Below are 18,211 nucleotides of genomic sequence, written 5' to 3' on the forward strand. Positions count from 1 at the left end.
AAAAGAGAAACCAAATATCACACTTGATTTCCCCTCTTTTTATAGTAAATGATAGATTTTCATAAACTCCGCTAAATTAAGCTAAGTTAGCATTGTCTGTATTTCCTTCATCTGAATCTTTTAATTTAATTATTTTAAACCCAATAAATCCAAAAATAACTGAAATTATAGGAACTGTATAATTCACAATAGCAAATGGTGCATATTCCATTACCGATACGCCTAACGTAGATGCGATAAATACACCACATGTATTCCAAGGTACGAATACTGAAGTTAATGTTCCACCATCTTCTAATGCCCTAGATAGGTTCTTAGGATGTAAGCCTTTGTCTTTAAAAGCACTCGCATACATTCTAGAAGGTACAATAATAGATATGTATTGTTCTGAACATGTAAAGTTAGTGCCGATACAAGAAATAATCACTGATGCAATCAATGAACCAGTTGTTCTCGCTACTTTTAAAATCACCGAAATTAATGCAGATAGCATACCCGAATATTCCAATACGCCACCAAAAGTCATCGCTACTAAAGTCAATGAAATCGTATAAAACATTGATTCTAAACCGCCACGATTAAACAGTTCATCTACAAGTTTATTACCTGATTCAATCGTATATCCTGTTTGCAAAGCAGTCAGCGCTTCCGTTATGCTTCCACCTTGTACAAAAATTTGAGCAAAAAATCCAAATATAATGCCGACACAAATTGCTGGAATAGCTGGAACTTTGAACGTTACTAATACAATAACTACTAAAGGTACTAACAACAACCATGGTGTAATCACAAAATTATCTTGCATAGTGTTAAGAATTGCATCGATACGCTTCGTATCAAAATTTTTATTACCATACTGCATACCAATAAAGAAAAATGCAATTAACGCAATAATCACAGCTGGAATTGTGGTATAGAACATATGTTTAATATGCTCAAATAATTCAACACCAGATAATCCTGAAGCAAGATTTGTCGTATCTGATAATGGGCTCATCTTATCACCAAAATAAGCACCACAAATGACTGCACCAGCGACCATGCCTGGAGAAATACCCATACTAACACCAATACCCATTGATGCAACACCAACAGTAGCCATTGTCGACCAACTACTACCGATAGCTAACGCTACGACACCACATAATATAACTACAACTGCTAAAAAATAACGAGGGTCTATTAACTGAAGCCCATAAAATATCATTGTTGCTACGACACCGCTACCAATCCATGAGCCAATAACTAAACCTACAAGTATAATAATAACAATCGCTGGCAAAGCATGCCGTATGCCCTTGTACATCATTTCTTCTACTTCACTAAATTCATATCCATGCAACATAGTCACAATGATAGCGACCGCAGTACCAATCATTAGAGGAATATGAGGTTCTTTTTCTAATACAGCCACAGTTATTAACATCGTAATAATCATAATTGACAATGTAACGACCGCCGACGTAACACCTAGTGGCTTCTTTAAATCATGTTTTTCTTCGTTATGCTTATCTTTTGGCTTTAAAATAACAAACACCTACCTTTGTTATTTTATATCATACTTAAAAATGTATGCGCTTTCAATAGTATATTTATAAATTTTTAATGAATTTCATCTCAATTAATTTATTGTTATACTTAAAATCAGCGTCATTACTCGACTTACTCTCCTGTCTGTAAACTTCAAATAATGATTTAAATTCTTTGATTTTTACAACAATAAAATATAAATGCGATTAACAAAGGTGGTATATACTAAAAAAGTCTAGACGACATTGCTTCGTCCTAGACTTTTTCATATTGTCTGTAATTGAGTTAGTAGTGCTTATGCATGAAGTGAAGTTCAGGTAATCATTTTATACTTTCTTCAATATTCGTCATCTTTGCCAAGCTGAGATGACGAAATTATTTTAATAAAATTAGATTTCTATCCGCGCTCTAAAGCATTTTTATGAGGCATATTTACTGAAATTGATAGCTATGATGACCTTTTGCAAAGCCTTTCGCCGTATAAATCCAAGAACCTCCGCCTTGTTCAATATCATTAGCACAAATCACTAACTGATCCGTCCCTGGGATAAATGCTGGATGGGTTGAACGAAGCATATGCCCTTGATCACGACCCGGGATTAAAATTTGTCCAATAGGATAACCTTTTTTATTAAACACTAATACTCTGCCCTGTCCATACATTGCTACGTATAAATTATCATCACTGTCTATACAACATGAATCTGGCCCTTCGTGTCCAGTAAAATGGTAAGGTATAGAAGCGCCAAATGGTGCAATGGTTACACCGTCTTCTAGTAAATCAATACGATGTAATCGGTTCGCATTTGTTTCAGTTACCCAAAGTGTTTTTTCGTCAGTACTTAAAGCTACGCCATTGGCAACAGCTAAATTTTGAAGCACAGGTGTTATGGATTTATAATCTGGCGCAACATAATATACGCCACCTTTAAGATTCGTAGAGTATCCTCTAAAATCAGTAAAATAAAATCCACCTTTACTATCAAACACTAAATCATCTACACAATATTCTGTGTCAATGTCTGACACAATCGTCTCTTCTGCTTCTCCCTCAGCATTAACTGCAAACACGCCGCCTGAACGCTCAAAGTCACCCAAATAACAAACAAATAATCTTCCATCCTTGTGGATTTTAACAGCTGCAGGATTTTCTTTATGTGATGTAAAAAGCTGAGTTACTTTTTTGTCTGGCAAAGTCACATGAAAAACAGTTCCCCCAAACACTTCGCAAAGTGTTAAATCACCATTTCTATCAAAGCATAAACCTTCTAATTGTAATCCTTCATCTGAAATTTCCAACCAAGGTTCTGCAGTTATTGTTTGTAGACTTTGTTCCGATGCTAAAATTGGCACCACAGAATGATTCTTGTGATCATATGATAATGCCGGTAGATTATTCCCCATCATACTCCCTCTTTTCTTTTAATCTTTTCTTTCGAGCTTGTAATTTATATTATATGGAACTCAAATCACAAAATAAAATATTTATATTTTAATTCAAAGTCATTTATTGCGCAAAAAGACGGAGTAATGAAAACAATGAGTCATTACTCCATCAATCATATTAAATATTTTAAAGTCTCAATGATACCTATCAAAAATATAATTCAATCGCTAATATGCTTCTCTAATTTGATTGAGAATCTGTTCTGCCATAGCTGCATTTGCGCTCGGTTTTTCTTTTAACAGTTCAGCGACTCTAGCGATTTCATCACCTTGCGCACCCACAACAATTGCTAATGATTTATATTGTAAACTCATATGACCTTTTTGAATACCTTCCGAAACCAGTGCACGACATGCTGCAAAGTTTTGAGCTAAACCAACTGCAGCTACAACATGACCAAGTTCTTGTGCTGAATCAACTTTCATTAAATCTAAAGCAGCTCGAGCAATAGGTAAGACACGTGTACCTCCACCAACTGTTGCCAGTGTCATTGGCACCTCAATCGTACCAATTAATTTTTGGCGTGTTACATCATATTGCCAAGTAGCTATACCTCGATACTGTCCATCTTTACTCGCATATGCGTGAGCACTAGCTTCAGCACCACGCGTATCATTACCTGTAGCTAAGACAACTGCGTGAATGCCATTCATCACACCCTTGTTATGCGTCGCTGCACGATGAATATCTACTTGCGCTAACACAGATGCTCTTTCCATTCTACGTGCTACTTCGGCACCGTCACGTCCACCTTTGGATAGTGATTGAATATCTATCTCACCTTGTACTTTAACAACAGAAGCAGTGGCGTGATTAGATAGAATACTCATTAATATATCTACATCTTCAAGTTCCGTTTTTAAATATGCAGAAATCCCCTCTAATATTGTATTTAACATGTTAGCACCCATTGCATCTTTTGTATCTACAAATACTTTGAGCGATAATAACTCCGCTTCTGGAAAAGTATCTATTTCAATTCGACGGTAACCGCCACCTCTTTCAATAATACTAGGATAAGACTCATCTGCAATTTGCTTAATCTTCGGCTCAAGATCTTTAATATTTTGAGATAAACGTTGTGTATCCTTTACGTTATCAAAAACAATTTGTCCAATCATTAATCGCTCACTAGCTACGACATGAAACCCACCTGTTTCGTTGACTAACTTTGCACCATAGCTTGCAGCTGCAACAACAGAGGGTTCTTCAACCATCATTGGAACAACATATGATTTGTCGTCTACAATAATTTCAGGTAGTAACCCGACAGGCAACGCACCTTGACCAATCACATTTTCAATTAAACTGTTGGCAATTTCTTCTGGAATTAAAGGATGTGTTAATAACATATCGTGATTATCTTTATTCAACCAACCATAATCAAGTAGACAATCTAACTTCTCCTCACGTGATAAATGGCGAAAATCTTTACCTAAAGGTAACATTAGGCATTCCCCTTTTCTACATATAATGCGATACCTAAACCGCCACCAATACATGCAGTTGCAATCCCGTTTCGTTTATTTTCTTGTGATAAGATATTTACTAAAGTAGTCACCAATCGTGTACCACTTGCACCTATTGGATGACCTAAAGCAATGGCACCACCATATAAGTTAAGCTTATCAGGATGTATCTCTAAATTGTTTTTAACCGGTATACTTTGAGCAGCAAATGCTTCTGTCATTTCCACAACGTCAATATCCTCCATGTCTTTCTTGGATTTTGTTAATAATTCCGTCACTGCATGATACGGCGCGTACCCCATATAGGTAGGATCACAGCCAATTTCCGCGTGTTCACCTAATGTTGCAATAATTTCAAAGCCTTCTTGCCTTGCATAATCCGCATCCATCAAAATAATTGTTGATGCGCCATCATTGATACTTGAAGCATTCCCACCTGTGACAGTGCCATCTTCTTTAAATATTGTTTTTAAAGTACTTAATTTTTCAATACTACTATTGCCACGAATGCCTTCATCTACCGTCATTAATTCGCCTTCATTATCTGTTAATGTAACAATTTCATTATCAAATTTACCTGCTTCTGAAGCTTGCGCTGCTTTATGTTGTGAATCGTTCGCAAACGCATCTTGTTGTTCTCGTGTGACATTATATTTTTCCGCTATTTTCTCTGCTGTAACACCCATTGGTACATTTAGAAATGCATCAGTTAAACCGTCATGCATAAAACTTTCAACTGGTGTTGTTTCTTCATCAAATAGTATTTTGGGCGCATTTGTCATACTTTCAATACCTCCAACAGCTACTACTTTTGCTTCTCCTAATTGGATTTGTTGCTTGCCAAGTATGATAGATTTTAACCCAGAACCACAAACTTCGTTAATCGTCATCGCAGGTGTTGTATTAGGCACACCAGCATTGATACTAACTTGTCGTGCAGGATTTTGGCCACTTCCAACCTGAAGTACATTGCCATAAATGACTTGCTCTATCATTTCAGGTTTGAGATTAATGGCTGACATAGCAGCCTCTAACGTTTTTGTACCTAATTCTACTGCAGTATAATTACTTAATTTACCTCTGAATTTTCCTATAGGTGTCCGCTTGGCACTTACGATTGCTATTTTTTTCATTATTATTCTCCTTTTGAGCATATTGTAAATAATTGTCTTTTATACATATGATTTGATATGATACAATTGCTTATTTATTAAAAGAAAGGTGTCGATACACTTTATGACAGTTGGTATTGATCAAATCAATTTTTATGTTCCAAATTTTTATGTAGACATGGCTAAACTTGCCGAATCTCGTCAAGTTGACCCAAATAAATTTCTTATTGGCATTGGGCAAAATGAAATGGCAGTTAGCCCAATGAGCCAAGATATTGTAACTATGGGTGCCAATGCTGCCAAAGAAATCATCACTGAAGATGATAAAAAACAAATTAGTATGGTTATTGTTGCTACTGAATCTGCTATAGATTCTGCTAAAGCATCTGCGGTTCAAATACATAATCTATTAGGTATTCAACCATTCGCGCGTTGTATTGAAATGAAAGAAGCTTGTTACGCTGCTACGCCTGCTATTCAATTAGCGAAAGATTATATTGCCAGCCGCCCTAACGAAAAAGTTTTAGTTATTGCTAGTGATACTGCTCGCTATGGTCTAGAATCTGGCGGTGAGCCAACGCAAGGCGCAGGTGCAGTTGCTATGATGATAACACAAAACCCACGTATTCTTGAACTAAATGATGACGCAGTCGCATTTACAGAAGATGTATACGATTTTTGGCGTCCAAGTGGACAACCGTACCCGTTAGTGGATGGTGCATTATCAAAAGATGCCTATATCCACTCATTCCAAGAAAGTTGGAATGAATATGCACGTAGATATAATACTACATTAGATACATTTAAATCATTATGTTTCCACGTACCATTTACTAAAATGGGTAAAAAAGCACTCGATTCTATCTTAACAGAAGATATCAACACAGAAACTAAAGAACGATTAACTACAGGGTATGACGCAGCAACTTATTACAATCGTTATGTAGGTAATATTTATACTGGGTCATTGTACTTAAGTCTAATTTCATTGTTAGAAACACATACTGAATTAAACGCTGGTGATACAATTGGTTTGTTCAGCTATGGTTCAGGTTCTGTTGGTGAATTCTTTAGTGGTAAATTAGTCGAAGGCTATCAAGATGCACTTGATATAGAAAAACATAAAGATCTATTAAATCATCGTACAGAAATCTCTGTTGACACATATGAAACATTTTTCAAACGTTTCGACAACCTTGAATTTGATCATGATATAGAGTTAGCAAATGAAACAAAAGGTATTTTCTATCTCGAAAGCATCAGTGATCATATTCGTAATTATAATACATTAAATTAAGTTTCAATTCACTTAATCTTACCTCACTTCATTTAGTATGATTGGTGACATAGAAAATGGTATATGTATCTAAAAAACTTTATCTAAAATCGAAGGTTAAATACAATTCCAAATATTCAAGCCCGTAAATGAATTTTTTGATATTCAATTACGGGTTTTTTTATATAAAATAAAGAGGATGACTTTTAATTCACTTACATAAAAGCCATCCTCTTTTATTATGTTAAACACATTATGATTAGATTACCTATGAGATTTAACCACGGTTCGTTTCGTCTAAATCTTGCGTTTCAATATCTCTTTTGGGTTGTAACGATAACCCTAAATATTTACGTTCTTCATTTCCATCTTTATATAAGGAAATCATCATTAAGATAACTACAAAACTAAACGGTAATGCTGAAATAATTGCCGCAGATTGCAGTGCATCTAATCCAGTGTCACCACCAGCCAATAATAGTACATACGCGATAGCTGCTAATGCAAGTCCCCAAACAATTTTTATAAATCCTGACGGATTCAATGTACCATATGCAGTTTGCATACCTAAAACAAAGGTTGCAGAGTCTGCAGAAGTGATAAAGAATGAAGCGATTAATGCTAACGCAATAATTGATAGTATAAATCCAAATGGCAACTCGTTAAATATACCGAATAATTGCGTTTCTGGTGGCATTTTAAATATCTCGCTATGAGATTGCCCTACGTCTATACCAGTTACACCAAATGCACTAAACCAAATAATACTAATCACAACTGGTACACCTAATACGGCAATTACAAATTCGCGAATACTACGACCTTTAGAGATTCTCGCAATAAATATACCAACAAATGGACTCCAGCTCATCCACCAGCCCCAATAATAAATTGTCCAGCTTTTCAACCACTCAGCTTTTTGTTCATTTAATGGTGCTACATCTAAACTATTAAAAATAAGTGAATTAAGGTAATCACCAGTACCACTTGTCATCATATTTAATATCAGTACGGTTGGTCCTACAATAAAAATAACAATAAGTAATAATGCTGCTAAAAACATATTTAAATTACTTAAATATTGGATACCTTTACTCAAGCCACTCCACGCACTATATAAAAATAACACTGTAACTACAGCAATAATAATTCCTTGAACAACAGCATTATTCGGCACACCAAATAAATAATTTAAACCACCGTTTATTTGTATTGCGCCTACACCTAAAGAAACTGCTACACCAATAATAGTAGCAAACACCGCTAAAACATCTACTACGACACCAATTGGGCCATCCACTCTATCACCCAACACTGGTCTTAGCGTTCTAGAAATTAAGCCATTTTCTCCTTTACGAAATTGAGAATATGCCAAGCCTAATGCCACTACACCGTATACTGCCCAAGGATGAAATCCATAATCAATAAATGAGGATCTAAAGGCTTGTGCCATTGCTTCCTTTGTTTCAGGATCTGCTGTTGGCGGCGCTAAATAATGTGATATCGGTTCTGAAGAACCATAAAATACGAGACCTATGCCCATACCTGCACTGAATAACATCGCTAACCAAGATACCGTGTGAAATTCCGGTTTATCTGTTGGTTTACCTAATTTCAATTTCCCAATAGGGCTGAAGACTAAAAATACACAAAAACCTAAAATTACTGTATACAGTAACATATAATACCAGCCAAACGTTTTTGTTACCCAAGAAGAAATAACGCCAGTAATTTCTCCAAATTTAGCTGGAAAGATAGCTCCAATAACTACTAATAAGCCTACGACTAGTGCCGAATAGATAAACACACTAGAAAACGACTTTTTTGTATTATCCAAATTTTCCACCCCTCTAATAATAATAAAAAGACGTTTTATAGGATAACACACTGAGTAAGAGAAACAACTTTATATTTTTAGGAAATTTTATTGATAAAAAATACAAAATGTATAAAATAATAATATTTACTTACAATAATTTTCAGTCAGGAAACTATGTTATATTTACGGTTTTGTACTATGTTTCGGTCTATAAAGTGTTTGCATATCTACTTTTTCCAGTTTCAATAACTCAATTTTAGTATCAATGCCACCACCGTAACCAGTAAGACTACCGTTTTTGCCAACTACTCTATGACATGGAATTATAATAGAAATCGGGTTTGTACCAACAGCACCACCCACTGCTTGTGAAGACATATTTGGTTTATTTCTTTTAATACCTATTTCTTTAGCAATATCACCATAAGTGACAGTCTCTCCATATGGTATTTTCAATAAAACATCCCAAACTTGCTCCCTGAATTCGGTTCCTATAGGTTTTAGTGCAAAATCTATTTTAGGATTATTTCCAGAAAAATATTTATCAAGCCAAATAATCGCTTTTTCAAAAATTGGTAAGTCTGCTTCTGTTAACGATTCATCATAATTTGATTCAAAATCATCATGTTTAGGTAACCACAATCCTGTAATTGCTTCGCCATCCGACGTTAGTGCAACCCGACCAATTGGTGATTCATAATATGTCTTATAGTGCATCGTATCACTTCTTTCTAGTATATTTTGTAATTATCATAATCCTTTTAAATTTTAATGTAAAATAGATCTTGATACTTCTTCATAATAGAAAGCCCTCGTAAGTAAATACATAGCTTCTTAGTTACTGCGTACCAAAAAGCGCAATTACTACATTGGACTCAATTTACCATGATATATTTATTTCCACCTGACCACTCAATTCACTTGCTTTATGATAAAGGACAAGAGAAAAATCTAATTTTATGCAAATAAATTTCGTCGTCCTATACCAACAAAGAGGACTAGTATTTAAAAAATTTAAAATGATGACCCGAGCTGAAGTTCATTCATAAGCCCTATTAATTCAATAAATTGAGTAGTGGTGTTAATTTTCACTTAACCCATCTACTGACAATATAAATGAGCCTGGAACAAATCAATGATGTCCCAGACTCAACGTAACTATGAATAAAAGAAATGTCTTCACTATTTAACTTTCCGTGTTGGTATAACGATTGCACTTGCTAAAACACCACATAATACTAAACAAGTCCCTACTATGAAGCCTACACCTGCAGCAATATGCATGTTTTGACCACTCTGAATAATACCAGTAAAAATAGAAGTCATAATTGCAATACCAAATGCACCACCTAATGTAGAGCCCATTTTAAAAATACCTGAAGCGACACCAACTTTTTCTGGTGGTGTCGTGGAAACCGCTGTACTTAAAGCTGGTGTAGCAAATAATCCTGTACCACCACCAAAAAACACAGCGCCAATTAGCGCTACAACAACATAAATAGCAGTATCAAAAAATGTCAAACTAAACATTAATACACCTAAACCAGTAAATATTGGTCCAATAATCATCGCACGTTTGGCACCAAATCTTTTTATACTTTTCTCACCTAAGCGAATGACAAGCAATAACGAAATTAAATAAGGCAATGTTAACAATCCTGCTTGGAAAGCTGTTAATTTCAAACCACTTTGTACGTACATATTTAATAAGGCAATTACTCCAACGCCAGTATTTAATAAGAAATTAGCTAAAACAGCACCAATATAAGGTCTATTTTTAAATAAATCTAAATCAATAAATGGCACCTTTTTGACTCGTTCTACTTTAAAAAATATGTATATACAAATTAAAAATATGACAAATAACATTACTGTTACAGCATTTAGCCATCCTATTTTATAACCCTGTGTAATTACAAAGCTAATACTACCAATCATAATAATAAAAATAATTAAACCTATATAATCAAACGGGCTCGCTTCCGCTTTATTAATGCGACTTTCTGGTAATTCACGCAATAAAACTAAAGCCAAGATTGATAATATAATCGATAATATGAAAATGGATTGCCAAAAAATAAATGTAGCCATTGCACCTGCAAAAAAGGAAGATAAGCCAGTACCACCAAATGCACCGATTGACCAAAAACTGAGTGCTTTTTGTCTATCATCTCCATCAAAAAAGTCATTCACTATAGATATTGTGGCTGGCATGATAATCGCTGCAGAAAAGCCCTGTACAATTCTACCAAGTAGTAGCATCACAATATTTCCAGAAACAATCAACATCAGCGAACCGATAATACTCAACACTAAAGCAATTCTAGTTAATTTCACTTTACCAAATTTATCTGATATATTCCCAGCCACTACCATAAATACACCTGTCACAAATGATGTTAAACTCACTGAAATATTTACGATATCTGGACTCGCATCAAAAGTAGTTTGTATTTTAGGCCCAATATTCAAAAAAGATTGAGCAAATAACCAATATGTTAATATAGATAAAACAATACCAGTTAACAACATGCTACCTGAGACTTTTTCTGTCTTCATTGTCATAAAAGCATCCCCTATTTCAAATAATGATAATGATGAATCCATTCGTTCATCATTTTATAAATTTGAATACTATAATGAGTTATAATACAATTTATAAAAATTCATATACCTAAAATATTATCACTATTTTATAGAAAATTGGGATGTTACCCTCTAATTATTATGAATTTTCTGATAATTAAATTTAAAAAACTTAATTTTTTCTTAAAATTGACAATATCAAAATAATTTTTTGATCGCTTTAGCAAAATATCTTTTGAAGTACGTTACATTGTGTTGGCCTCTTTTATTGATAGTATAATAGAGTAATGCCTTCTCAGAAATCATTAATTCACTTAATATATCTACAGCTAATTCTGTTTGAACAAACATTTCTTGTTTAATGCTAAGCTGTTGCTGTCCTTCAAGCTCTCCTACATACCAATAAATTTGTTTGTCCTCTTTAATAATCGTTTGTTGTTTCATAAATGCCACAAATCCTGGATACCATACTGAAGGTGATATTAATATATAACGGCCAAAACTTTCTGGACTTTTAAATAATGTATACAAAGAAAGTAATCCGCCTAATGAAGCACCAGCTATACCGATATCTTCAGTTCTTTGAGATATATTAAAACATTTTCTTAAATAAGGAAGCAAATGCTTAGTTATCCATAAAATATAAGCATCTGCTTCCCCTCTATAATTAATCCCATCTACGACTGCTCCCCATGGGCTATATTCCTGATTTCTATTGTTGGGAAGCACTCCGACAAATATAATATCTCGCTCAACATCTTTAAATAACGCGTCTCCATCTTGCACTAATATCAGCGGATAGCCACTTTCTTTCTTTTCATCATATGCTTTGGGCAATTTCACAAAAATCACATGTTCTTGAAAATGAATCTTAAATGTTTTAACATTCATTTTAATCACCACCTTCTTAGCAGTTCAAAAACACCACGCTTTAACTAGAGAAATTAAATAATTTTATTTTATTTTTCTTAGCATACTCTAATGCTAAAATTTCTAAAATATTGATAAAAGCTAAATTATCTTTAACTTTAATATATTGAAACTTTAACTTTTTTTCATTTGCTTTAATGTTTTTCATTTCCGCTTCATCTAAACCGTGATGTTCTATATAAGCCTTTCTAAATTTTGTAGTTCCAGTGTCTGAAGCTGAATTAAATTGTCCTAATTTATCATATAAATCTTTTTGCGTAAATTTAAAACCAGTCATAAATCCACCAGCTTGTCCTACAAATATTGGTGTTTTATTTTCAAAAATCACAAAAACACCTTTTTGTTCTGCAACTTTACTTCTACTTTCATTATCAAAAGCAAGCGCATTTGCTTTATCATACTTAAATAATTTTTTTAATTGCTTATTATAGTCTTCTAACAAAGTATTTATTTTTTTCTCGCCATTCAATGTAATCATTCCTTTCTTTTTTCATTTAACATATACACCAAATGACCTCATATTAAACCTTTAGTTATCATACGTACTTTTTTGTATTAATGAAATAGCTCAAAAGTCTTCATCGTAGTTTTATTTTTTCTATATATGCTTGTTTTTCATACAACGAAAAACGTGCGTATACAGATGGTTTATCATGTAATAAACTCCGTATGCGCACACTTTTAATCTCAAATTTTAATTGGCTTTAAATAATATTGTAAACTCGTGTATGCCACAGTAAACACATGGTAACATTCACAAATGAACACAAATATTTTATTTAAGATAATTTAATACTGTTAATCCTACAGCTTCTGCAGAAACTCGCATTGAACTTTCACTGATATTAAATTTAGGATGATGGTGCGGATGAATATCACCGTTTTCTGGTGCAGCTCCAGCATAAATAAATGTGCCAGGAATTGCCTTAGCGTAGTAAGCAAAATCTTCTGAAGGCGGTTGTGGCTCACATCTTTCAACACTTGAAATTGCATCAGTATCCGCTTCTTGTATAGTATCTACAACAAATTTTGTGAATTCAGGATCATTGTACAAGGCTGGATAATCATCATGGTAGTCTAATTCACATGTGACACCAAACATTGCTTCCAATCCTTCGGACAAACGTGTCACTTCTTTTTTAATTGTATTTTTAGTATCATCGGTTAACGCGCGTACGTCACCTTCTATTTCAATACTATCTTTAATCACATTGAATTGTCCTTTACCATCAAATGAACCTATTGTAACAACACCCGTTTCAAACGGATTTAATCGTCTTGAAACAATCGTCTGTAATGCATTCACAAAGTATGCACCTGCTACAATACTATCATTTGCTGTATGTGGAGACGACCCATGACCACCTTGACCATTGACTTTAAGCTTAAAGAAATCACGTCCAGTTTGCACGTTACCTTCTCTGTAATAGATATTACCTGCAGGCATATGACTCATGACATGAACACCCAATACATGATCAACACCATCTAAAACACCGTCTTTAATCATTGCTTGTGCACCACCAGGAGGTACTTCTTCAGCTGGTTGATGTATGACAACAACTTTACCATTAAATTGATCTTTTATTTCAATAAGTGTTTCTGCAAGAATTAACATATATGCCGTATGTGCATCATGCCCACATGCATGCATGACACCATCATTTTTCGAAGCAAATGCTAGGCCTGTATCTTCTTGAATTGGTAAAGCATCAAAATCAGCACGAATTGCGATTGTCTTGCCTGGTTTACCACTATCAATAGTAACTTTCAAACCATTTGGACCCACATTCGTTTCAACTTTACAATCTTTACCTTCATAAAATGCTTCTATATATTTAGGTGTTTCTTTCTCACAAAAAGATAGTTCTGGGTGTTGATGTAAGTAACGACGTATTTCTATCATACGTGTTTCTTTTTCTTTCAATGTTTCAATCAATTGTTTCATTATAATCATTCCTCCAATGAAATATACGATACCTTAATGCCATTATATACTTTTCAAATGACAACGTTGTATTAATGAATTATGCTCTATTTTGCTTCTTAAACGATGGCACAGCTAGAAGAATAATGACGAATGAAAGCAATGCCATTAATACGTTTAACCATAAACCAGCCATCGCACCAAACTTCACATTTGTAGCTTCTGTAACAACGCCATATAAAGCTCCTGATAAAGCTATACCAAATGCGCCACCCAATGAGGAAGCCATTTTATAAATACCTGAAGCTACACCAACTTTATCTTCAGGAGAATTAGATATCGCCATATCTGTAGAAGGTGTTGCATAAAAACCTAAACCTAATCCATAGAGTAAATAACCAATAATACATACAACGACATATAGCGCACTAGGTAAAAATGTAAATGATATTAAAATAATACCAACCATATTAAACGTTGTACCTAACAACATAGGTTTTTTAGCCCCTACTTTTTGTAAAACTTTTTCACCGACTCTAATCATCAACAATACAGTAACCAAATATGTAATCGATAAAAGTCCTGTTTGGAATGCGTTGAAACCTATACCTTTTTGAACGAATGTATTGGCTACAAGCAAAGCACCTGCAACACCATTTAGTAAGAAATTGGATAATGTCGCCCCTGTATAAGCTTTGTTTTTAAATAATTTAAAATCAATTAATGGATTATGTTTTTTATTTTCAACTATTACAAAAGCTATGGTTGTGATAATAAATACAATAACTAGTCCTATTATTATAGGTGAAAGCATGCCAAATGTACCACTTTGAGTGATTACGACGTTAATACTTAACATCATAATTACAAAAAGCATCAACCCAGTAAAATCAAATTTCAAGTTTGTTGTATTATCAGATTTGGTTTCCGGTGTGCCTTTTATTAATAACATTGCAACTAAGGCAATAATAATAGATAAAATAAAAATCCATCTCCAACCAATAAAAGTTGAAACCATACCACCGAATAGAGATGCTAATCCTGATCCACCCCATGAACCAATCGACCAATAACTCAGTGCACGCTGTCTATCTTTACCTTCAAAATAAGTCTTCATAATTGCTAAAGTTGAGGGCATAATCGCTGCTGCTGATAAACCTTGAATTACTCTTCCTATAATGAGCAATATCGGCAGGTTACTAATTATAATCAATAAAGAACCAATGATACTTAACCATAAACCAATATATGTTATTCTCACACGCCCTACTTTATCTGCTAAGCTTCCAGCACCAACAACAAACATTCCTGAGAATAGTGCTGTAATACTAACAGCAATACTTATTGTGCCAATATTACTATTAAATGATTGTTGTAACGTAGGAACTACGTTTAATAAAGATTGCGCAAATAACCAAAAAGTGACAACTCCTAATACAATACCTAATATTAATTTGTTGTCACCTTGATAACTCTTCGTATTTCCCTGTTGAGTCATTTGTTCATCCTCCTAAAATATTTTTAAAATGACAAATAGGGAAGATTAGCTTAGTTGGAAAATGTACTTATTATCGACATTTTCAATAAATGATACTTGCTATCCTCTCTATAAAATATAGTAGTAGGATATATTTTGTTAAAATATATAATAATTGTGGTTTTTAGTATCGATTATTTTCTAAATAACAATTGTAGTTTTAAATGACAAAAATGAACTATATTATTTTTGTCATTTTGTACCAAACTGCAAATGAATAAGCTGATTATTTTATCGCCAAACATACGACACAGCGATATATCAATTTTTATGTCACTCTACAACTACAATTAAAAGTATTTTTTAAATTCAATCATTTGTATTGCATTGGTTTGTAATTTCAAATGATAAGAAATCGTATCTACGACATCCACTTCGCTGACATCTAACTTAGGGTAAGAGATTCTGTTAACATAATTGATTGTCTCTGTATCCATGCCATGTTGTGTATTGTACTGCTGCCAAACTTGATAAAGTGCACCATTATTTCTATCTAATGTTAAATGCTTTATTTTATACGAGCCAGTGGTGGCATTTGATATATTGAGTTGGTACTCTTTATGACTTAAATAATCTGTTTGTTCATTTGTTGTATAATACGGATTATAATGTTCTGCATCCCACACTACGATTTGAAAATGGTCCCTCTGCCCTACAACCATGCAGTCTTCGTTTTTAAAAAGCACTTGGTTAAATAACTTTTTAAAAAACATACTTGTAAAAAATGCAGGCCTTTTCCCATCAAATTGATGATATAAATCAATACCATTTAATTCGGAGGTAATCTCATTTGAATTATATTGATGGTGTAATTCATGATTAAGCCAGTAGCCAATTGCTTGTATTTGAGGATTTATATCAATCAACTGTTCAAAAATGATACCTGCTCTAAAATATTCACCATTTGTAAGACTTGTATTACCTGTTAATGTGTTCCAATTAAGCAACACAACCGAAACATCTTTCCCCTTTATATTGAACACATCAGTAATCTTATTGTACTGTTCTATGATATGTCGTTTAGCTAAATCATACTGTTTACTTTCAATTGAATTGAAATTGATAATATCATTTTGATTTGCACTAAACGCTATACTATTAATACTTTCACTTGATTTATCCAAAATTTGTTTAGCAGTTGCCAATTCATTGACATCAGTGATGTCCGTATTAAGTATAATCTGAGTATGCTCAAAATATTCTTTAAATAACCTTATTATTTTTAATAGTACATTGGCTTTTTTACCCTTCAAGTAAATGACTAATTTAAATTGTTTTCTATTCGGCACTGTATTATAAATATGCTCTAATAAAAATCTTAATTCGTTTGTATATTGTACAAATTGTGATGTTAATGTTGGAGGATCGATTTCAATTCCTAAACCAATGTGATGTTCAAATAAAAAACTTAAGCATTCATCTACTTTCATATATGGATGTATAGTAGGAATAAGTTCATCACTTTCAATAACTTTATTTTCAATATAACCTTTTAAAATAGGATCTTTGATAAGCACATGGCCCAAACCTAAAAATTGTTGTACTTCTATCAGTTGTTTTCTGTATCTTTGAAAAAGTAATGTATCAAGGCTACCTATTTGAATCACATGATCATAATCTGACAAATCGTGTGTTTGATTGTAATTCAGCGTAATATCAATGACTTTTTGATTATAAGGAGATTGAATCATAGTACCAAGCGTTTGTTGGATATAAGTATTTAAATAGTATAGATACATTTGATAGTTTTCCGATTCAATTGTTGTTTTGGCAGTGTCCACAATATCTCCAACCTGATACCTTTTTCTATATTGCGAAGGCGTTAATTTGGTGTCTAATTTAAAATATTTCAGCAGCATATTAGAGTTACTAAAACCATTTTTCAAGGCAATGTGAGTAATAGCATCATTTGTTTGTACTAAGTCGTTTTTACAATGTTCAATTCTAATATGATTAACATAATGATTGAAACCAATTCCCATATGTTTTGTAAATAACTTTGACAAATATGTGTGACTTAAATGCACCTTCTCAGCCACCTCACTTAACGTGATTGGTTTGGTGAAATTTCTTTCAATATATTTACATACAAAATCTAAGCGGTGATCATTAACATCATGTTCATGATTTATATTTTCATAAGCTGGCAAATATCTTACAATCATAAACATTAAGTCAATTAACAGTTGTTCCATATATAATCTATAAAACTTCCCTTTTCGAATATAGACGATACCTATCTTAGCCACAACATTCAGAATTTGTTGGTATATAACTTTTTGCAATGTCTGTGGATTTAAAATATATATTTTGTCATTGTAATCACTAATATATTGCTTTAAATACGATTCTTTCAAATGAATGGCGGTATATAAGGTATCTTCCTCTTCTATAAGTCGATAGCGCTCTCTATGATTGATAATAAAAACATCGCCTGCTTGAAATTTATGAATACTAGTCCCACTGACGAATTTCAACTTATTTTTTAACACGAGAACGATACGTACACCATCATTAAAATTAAACACTGAATTATTGTTGTGATTAAATTCGATATTATAAATTTTTTCCATAGCAC

Annotated in this window: 13 protein-coding genes; 1 reads left to right on the forward strand and 12 read right to left on the reverse strand. The window is 33.3% G+C overall.

The features are described from left to right. Positions 1–76 precede the first annotated feature (76 nt). The 4 genes from nhaC to KA824_RS06285 all read right to left on the reverse strand — a co-directional run bounded on the left by nhaC (position 77) and on the right by KA824_RS06285 (position 5,579). On the reverse strand, positions 77–1,537 hold the full coding sequence (nhaC, locus tag KA824_RS06270; protein ID WP_107383992.1) for a Na+/H+ antiporter NhaC: 1,461 nt from the start codon (positions 1,535–1,537) through the stop codon (positions 77–79). 425 nt (positions 1,538–1,962) lie between these two features. Further along, positions 1,963–2,937, reverse strand: coding sequence for an SMP-30/gluconolactonase/LRE family protein (locus KA824_RS06275; protein ID WP_107383991.1), 975 nt, complete (start codon positions 2,935–2,937; stop codon positions 1,963–1,965). Positions 2,938–3,144: 207 nt separating this feature from the next. Then, positions 3,145–4,425 (reverse strand): hydroxymethylglutaryl-CoA reductase, degradative, encoded by a 1,281-nt coding sequence (locus KA824_RS06280; protein ID WP_107383990.1) that lies wholly within the window; start codon positions 4,423–4,425, stop codon positions 3,145–3,147. Continuing rightward, positions 4,425–5,579, reverse strand: coding sequence for a thiolase family protein (locus KA824_RS06285; RefSeq protein ID WP_181187345.1), 1,155 nt, complete (start codon positions 5,577–5,579; stop codon positions 4,425–4,427). The genes KA824_RS06280 and KA824_RS06285 overlap by 1 nt, the downstream gene beginning before the upstream one ends. Positions 5,580–5,682: 103 nt before the next feature. Between KA824_RS06285 and KA824_RS06290 the strand changes: the two genes are divergently transcribed. Next, positions 5,683–6,855 carry a hydroxymethylglutaryl-CoA synthase gene (locus KA824_RS06290; RefSeq protein WP_107383988.1) on the forward strand — a complete coding sequence of 391 codons (1,173 nt, stop codon included), beginning with the start codon at positions 5,683–5,685 and terminating at the stop codon, positions 6,853–6,855. 256 nt (positions 6,856–7,111) lie between these two features. On the opposite strand, the gene KA824_RS06295 is transcribed toward KA824_RS06290, so the two are convergent. From KA824_RS06295 to aryK, 8 genes are all read right to left on the reverse strand, one after another. Continuing rightward, entirely contained in the window at positions 7,112–8,671 is a 1,560-nt protein-coding gene (locus KA824_RS06295) for a BCCT family transporter (RefSeq protein ID WP_107383987.1), read from the reverse strand. 165 nt (positions 8,672–8,836) lie between these two features. Continuing rightward, entirely contained in the window at positions 8,837–9,370 is a 534-nt protein-coding gene (locus KA824_RS06300; protein WP_107383986.1) for a methylated-DNA--[protein]-cysteine S-methyltransferase, read from the reverse strand. Between the two features lie 465 nt (positions 9,371–9,835). Then, entirely contained in the window at positions 9,836–11,212 is a 1,377-nt protein-coding gene (locus KA824_RS06305; protein ID WP_432576171.1) for an MFS transporter, read from the reverse strand. A 225-nt stretch (positions 11,213–11,437) separates the two neighbouring features. Further along, positions 11,438–12,130, reverse strand: a complete 693-nt coding sequence (locus KA824_RS06310) for an alpha/beta hydrolase (protein ID WP_107383984.1) — start codon at positions 12,128–12,130, stop codon at positions 11,438–11,440. 40 nt (positions 12,131–12,170) lie between these two features. Then, entirely contained in the window at positions 12,171–12,638 is a 468-nt protein-coding gene (locus KA824_RS06315; protein ID WP_107383983.1) for a hypothetical protein, read from the reverse strand. Between the two features lie 306 nt (positions 12,639–12,944). Next, positions 12,945–14,120, reverse strand: a complete 1,176-nt coding sequence (locus KA824_RS06320) for a M20 family metallopeptidase (protein ID WP_107384012.1) — start codon at positions 14,118–14,120, stop codon at positions 12,945–12,947. Positions 14,121–14,196: 76 nt separating this feature from the next. Further along, positions 14,197–15,594 carry an MFS transporter gene (locus KA824_RS06325; RefSeq protein WP_107383982.1) on the reverse strand — a complete coding sequence of 466 codons (1,398 nt, stop codon included), beginning with the start codon at positions 15,592–15,594 and terminating at the stop codon, positions 14,197–14,199. A 329-nt stretch (positions 15,595–15,923) separates the two neighbouring features. Continuing rightward, positions 15,924–18,206: a transcriptional regulator AryK gene (gene aryK / locus KA824_RS06330; RefSeq protein WP_181187344.1), complete on the reverse strand. Its 2,283-nt coding sequence runs from the start codon at positions 18,204–18,206 to the stop codon at positions 15,924–15,926. Positions 18,207–18,211: the final 5 nt, after the last annotated feature.

It is taken from the genome of Staphylococcus sp. GDY8P198P (assembly GCF_017891615.1).
Taxonomy (GTDB): Bacteria; Bacillota; Bacilli; order Staphylococcales; family Staphylococcaceae; genus Staphylococcus; species Staphylococcus cohnii.

What these genes read in the sequence shown, in the direction of transcription:
- KA824_RS06285 (WP_181187345.1), bottom strand. Translation starts at nt 5,579, where the DNA reads ATGAAAAAAATAGCAATCGTAAGTGCCAAGCGGACACCTATAGGAAAA.
- aryK (WP_181187344.1), bottom strand. Translation starts at nt 18,206, where the DNA reads ATGGAAAAAATTTATAATATCGAATTTAATCACAACAATAATTCAGTG.
- KA824_RS06290 (WP_107383988.1), top strand. Translation starts at nt 5,683, where the DNA reads ATGACAGTTGGTATTGATCAAATCAATTTTTATGTTCCAAATTTTTAT.
- KA824_RS06325 (WP_107383982.1), bottom strand. Translation starts at nt 15,594, where the DNA reads ATGACTCAACAGGGAAATACGAAGAGTTATCAAGGTGACAACAAATTA.
- KA824_RS06310 (WP_107383984.1), bottom strand. Translation starts at nt 12,130, where the DNA reads ATGAATGTTAAAACATTTAAGATTCATTTTCAAGAACATGTGATTTTT.
- KA824_RS06300 (WP_107383986.1), bottom strand. Translation starts at nt 9,370, where the DNA reads ATGCACTATAAGACATATTATGAATCACCAATTGGTCGGGTTGCACTA.
- KA824_RS06280 (WP_107383990.1), bottom strand. Translation starts at nt 4,425, where the DNA reads ATGTTACCTTTAGGTAAAGATTTTCGCCATTTATCACGTGAGGAGAAG.
- KA824_RS06305 (WP_432576171.1), bottom strand. Translation starts at nt 11,212, where the DNA reads ATGAAGACAGAAAAAGTCTCAGGTAGCATGTTGTTAACTGGTATTGTT.
- KA824_RS06275 (WP_107383991.1), bottom strand. Translation starts at nt 2,937, where the DNA reads ATGATGGGGAATAATCTACCGGCATTATCATATGATCACAAGAATCAT.